6 protein-coding genes are annotated in these 4,445 nt (G+C 68.8%); all 6 read right to left on the bottom strand.

Annotated elements, in window-relative coordinates:
- The coding region (locus RMP09_RS14350; RefSeq protein ID WP_310566660.1) for an Lrp/AsnC family transcriptional regulator at positions 1-356 on the bottom strand (356 nt) is incomplete at its 3' end.
- Positions 340-1,389 (bottom strand): Lrp/AsnC family transcriptional regulator, encoded by a 1,050-nt coding sequence (locus RMP09_RS14345; RefSeq protein ID WP_310566659.1) that lies wholly within the window; start codon positions 1,387-1,389, stop codon positions 340-342. The genes RMP09_RS14345 and RMP09_RS14350, both read right to left, overlap by 17 nt.
- Positions 1,390-1,392: 3 nt before the next feature.
- Complete coding sequence (locus RMP09_RS14340; RefSeq protein WP_310566658.1) at positions 1,393-2,586, bottom strand: cytochrome D1 domain-containing protein; 1,194 nt, start codon at positions 2,584-2,586, stop codon at positions 1,393-1,395.
- Complete coding sequence (locus tag RMP09_RS14335; RefSeq protein WP_409559733.1) at positions 2,583-2,924, bottom strand: c-type cytochrome; 342 nt, start codon at positions 2,922-2,924, stop codon at positions 2,583-2,585. The genes RMP09_RS14340 and RMP09_RS14335 overlap by 4 nt, the downstream gene beginning before the upstream one ends.
- 15 nt (positions 2,925-2,939) lie before the next feature.
- Complete coding sequence (locus RMP09_RS14330) at positions 2,940-3,254, bottom strand: c-type cytochrome (protein WP_310566657.1); 315 nt, start codon at positions 3,252-3,254, stop codon at positions 2,940-2,942.
- A 155-nt stretch (positions 3,255-3,409) separates the two neighbouring features.
- The coding region (locus RMP09_RS14325; RefSeq protein ID WP_310566656.1) for a cytochrome D1 domain-containing protein at positions 3,410-4,445 on the bottom strand (1,036 nt) is incomplete at its 5' end.

Raw genomic sequence — 4,445 nt, 5'->3', positions numbered from 1 at the left:
ACCGCCAGCACGAACCACATGTTGAGCGGCGTGGCGCCGGGCTGGTCCGGGTGGGCCGATTCGCGGCGGTAGTTGTGCGCCACTTCGTTCATCGCATCCAGCTGGGCCGCGACCGCGTCAAAGCGCGCTTCGGGCACGGCCAGGGCGGCCAGCACGAAGCGACCGCCGGCGCGTTCGATCTGGAACAGCGGGCCGAACCGCGTGAGCTCGCCGCGCGCGAGCAGGCGCTGCAGGCGTTCGATCACCGCGTCCTCGCTGCAGCCCAGTTGCGCGGCCACGTCGGCAAAGGGCCGGTCGCTCAGCGGAAAACCACCGTGCAGAAAAGCCACGAGACGGGCGTCATCCAGCGAGAGCATGGGACACCTCCGGCTCAGGGGCCACAGCGGGCGAACAGGCGGGCGCACTGGCCCAGCCACGAAAGCGGCGGCCACCGGTCTGCTTGAAGCGGCGGGTGGAGAACAGCACCTCGCGCGGGAAGGACGACAGGCCGGCCGCTTGCGTCACGCGCTCGATCACGGCGTTCACCGCATCGCGGTGGGTGCCGTGCACCATGGCGTAGAGGTTGTAGGGCCAGCCCGGGTCGCGCGCACGGCGGTAGGCCAGGGTGACGCCCACCTGTTCGGCCAGCGCCTGGCCGCAGGCATCGACCAGGTGGTTGGGCACGTCGAACACCGTCATGGCGTTGGCGGAAAACCCCAGCTCGTGGTGCCGCACGACGACGCCGAAACGCTTGAGACGCCCTTCGGCCAGCCAGGCGCCGATGCGTTCGGTGACCCAGTCTTCGCTCTGCCCCAGCTCGTCGGCCCAGGCGGCATAGGGCCGCTCCACCAGCGGCAGGCCGGCTTCGACCCGGCGGGCCAGCGGCCACAGGTCGGTGGGCAGCGGCGCGGGCGTCAGCATGCCGGGCGCGGCGCGCATGGGCCGCTGGGCGGTGTCCCCGCTGAGGTCGAACCCGAGGTCGATGCGGTAGGGCCGGACCATGCGCAGGCGCATCGCGGGCAGGCCGGTGGCGTGCTCCAGCGCGGTCACGCCCGAGTCCACCGCGTGGCGGTCGGCGCCGGTCATGACGAACCAGAGGTTGTGGTGGTGCTCGCGCAGGTAGTTGTGGTTGACGCCCGGGTGGGCCGACACGGTGGTGGCCACCTCTTCGACCCGGTCGGCCGGCACGGCCATGGCGGCCAGCACGGCGTTGCCACCGCCGCTGTGGCCGAACACGCCACCGATGCGGCTGACGCGCCCGTCGTCCTGCGCCTGGCGCAAGGCGGCCAGCACCGCGTCACGCGCCAGGCCGGTCTGCGCCGCGAGCACGCCAAACGGGTCGCGGCACAGCGGGAAGTCGTGCTGCCAGTCGTTGAGCAGGCGCAGGTCGGTGTTCAGGGCGGCGTCCACGGCTCAGAATCCCATGCGCGCGGCGCGCGAGGTGAAGAAGACACCGCTGGGCGCGGGCACATTCAGCCGCGCGAGGGTCGCGAAGGTCTGCGTGTCGACCACGCTGACGCGGTTGTCGTCGCGGCTGCTGATCCACACGGCGTCGCCGCGCGGGGTGAATTCCATGTGCAGCACGGCCTTGCCGGGCTCCAGCGTCTGCACGATCTGCTGGCGCTGGGTGTCGATGACCTGCACGCGGTGGTAGTCGGGCACGGCGAAGTTGACCCAGACCTGGCGGCCGTCGGGCCGCGCCATCACGAACACGGGCTGGCCGGCCACGGGGATGCGGCCGACTTCCTGCCAGCTGTCGGTGTCGACCACCAGCACCTCGTGGCGGCCGATGGCGGGCAGGTAGGCGCGGCGCCCGGCCACGGCCCAGCCGCGCAGGTGCGGCATCTTGTAGACCGGCAGGGGCTCCTGGCCTTTGCCGTAACCGCCGAGGATGCGGCGCACCGTGGGCTTCTCGGCCCAGAGGTCGAGCATCGCCAGGCCGTCTTCGCCGAACAGGCCGGCGATGTAGTGGCGGCCATCGGGCGTGACCAGCGCGTCGTAGGGCTGGCGGCCGATGCCTTCGAATTTGTGTGTGGTGACGCGCGTCGGGTCCGAACAGTCGGTGACCCAGATCGCGTTGGCGTCGAACAGGCTGTAGGCGAAACGGCGGCCCGGCAGGTCCACCAAGCCCACGACACGCGAGAGCTTGCCTGGGGCATAGGCCGCCGGCACGTCGGCCACCAGTTCCAGCGTGCGCGCGTCGAACACCTTCACGCCACCGGGCGTGTAGTTCTGCGCCGCCACCAGCGTGCCGTCGGCGCTGATGGCGCCGCCGATGGAGTTGCCGGCCTGCATCACGCGGCGCGCGATGCGCTGCTGCAGGATGTCGACCATGGTGAGGCCGCCGTCGCGCCCGAACACATAGGCAAAACGCCCGTCGCGCGAGAACACGACCGAGGCGTGCGAGAGGTCGCCCAGACCGGGGACTTCACCGATCAGGGCGCGGGTGGAGGTGTCCACCACATACAGCCTGCCGTTGGCGCGGCCGATGACCACGCCCAGGTCGCCGGTGCCGCGCAGCACGGGCGCGGCGCAACCGGTGAGGCCGCCGAACGCGGCGACAGAAGAGACTGTGGCCACACCGGCCAGCCATTCACGGCGCTTCATGGGGCTTTCACCACTTCTTCAGGAAAGCCCTGCTGAAGGCGAACCGCGATCCAGCGCGCCTCGGGCTCGCTGAGCATCGCCTTCCAGGGCGGCATGGGGGTGCCGGGCCGGCCGTGAAAGATCACGGCGGCCAGGCTGTCGAGAGGGAAATCAGCCAGGGCCTCGCGCGTCAGCGCGGGGCCGAGGCCGCCGGTCAGGCGCATGCCGTGGCACGAGCCGCAGTCCTGCCGCACCATGCGCACCAGCTCGGCAGAGCGGGTGGCATCGGGCGCCGACTCCGCCAGAGCCAGCGCGGGCCCCAGCAACAGCGCAGACAGGACGGCAGCACAACGCAGCACAGCAGGCCTCCCGGATCAGGACTTGAGGATCACCGCGATGGCGTCCTTGAGGTCCTGGTCGGCGATCTTGTCCGGACCGTTGGGCGACATGGGGATGGGACCGAACACGCCGGACCCGCCCTTGCGCACCTTGTCGAACAGCTTGGCCGTCACGTCCTGGCCCTTGTACTTGGCCGCGATGTCCTTGAACGAAGGCCCGACCAGCTTCTTGTCCTTGGCATGGCAGGCCATGCAGCCGGACTTGGTCAGGGCGGCCTCGCCGTCGGCGAAGGCCGCACCGGAGGTCAGCGCAAAAGCCGCCAGCGCAGCAGCAGAAAGAAGAGTTTTCATAAAGTTCTCCAGAGAAGAAAACGCAACGAAGACGAAGTGACTTCACCCAGGGGCCCCGTGGAACCGGCTTTGCCGGGCCACCAGGGCCGTCCCCCCTCGAAGCGCCGCAGGCGCGCCACGGAGGGGGGAAGCCGCGTCAGCGGCGCAGGGGGGAGTTAGTAAACGTCGTGCTGGGTGTTGTGCACGTTGAAGTGGCCCGTCGGCGTGATCAGGCGCGGGTCCTTGATCACGGCCTTGAGCTTGAGCGTCTTGTCATCGACCACGACCAGCGCGCTCTCCTTGTTCTTGGCGCTCCACACCGCGAACCAGACCTCGTCGCCGGCCTTGTTGAACTCGGGCTGCACGACGCGCTTGGCGCCGTCGTCCTTGATGCCCGCCCACTCGGCGATCGGCAGCACGGTGTAGCCCTTCTCCAGGTTCTTGATGTCGTACACCGCGACCGATTGCGAGAGCTTCGGATCGGGGTTGAGCGGCGTGTCCGAGTACAGGTGCGAGCTCTTCGGATGGCTCTTGATGAAGAGCGCGCCGCCGCCCTGGCCCTTGAGGGTCTGCACAACCTTCCAGGCGCTCTTGGGGTGCTTGACCGGGTCGGTGCCGATCAGCGAGATGGTCTCGTCACCCAGGTGGCCGGTGGACCACACAGGGCCGTATGTCGGGTGCGTGAAGTTCGCGCCACGGCCGGGGTGCGGGATCTTGCCCACGTCGATCAGCTTGGTCAGCTTGCCTTCTTTCAGGTCCACCGCCGCGATCTTGTTGCTCTGGTTGGCCGCCACCATGAAGTAGCGCTTGGACGAATCCAGGCCACCGTCGTGCAGGAAGCGCGCGGTGCCGATGGTCGTCACTTTCAGGGCGTCGATGTTGGAGTAGTCGACCAGCAGGGTCTGGCCGGTTTCCTTGACGTTGACCACGAACTCGGGCTTGTAGTGGCTGCCGACGATCGAGGCCACGCGTGGCTCGGGGTGGTATTCCTGCTTGTCGACGGTCACACCGCGGGTGGCCATGATCTTCAGCGGCTCCAGCGTGTCGCCGTTCATGATCACGAACTGTGGCGGCCAGTAGGTGCCGGCGATCGCGTACTTGTCTTCGTAGCCCTTGAACTTGCTGGTCTCGACCGAACGCGCTTCCAGGCCGGTGCGGATCTCGGCCACGTTGTCGGGCTTTTCCATCCACAGGTCGATCATGTTGATCTTG

It is taken from the genome of Hydrogenophaga sp., from assembly GCF_031426985.1.
In the GTDB taxonomy this organism is placed as follows: Bacteria; Pseudomonadota; Gammaproteobacteria; order Burkholderiales; family Burkholderiaceae_C; genus Hydrogenophaga.
Note: the sequence above shows the minus strand (reverse complement) of the source record. Positions and strands in the feature narration are given on the sequence as shown.

What these genes read in the sequence shown, in the direction of transcription:
- RMP09_RS14340 (WP_310566658.1), bottom strand. Translation starts at nt 2,586, where the DNA reads ATGAAGCGCCGTGAATGGCTGGCCGGTGTGGCCACAGTCTCTTCTGTC.
- RMP09_RS14330 (WP_310566657.1), bottom strand. Translation starts at nt 3,254, where the DNA reads ATGAAAACTCTTCTTTCTGCTGCTGCGCTGGCGGCTTTTGCGCTGACC.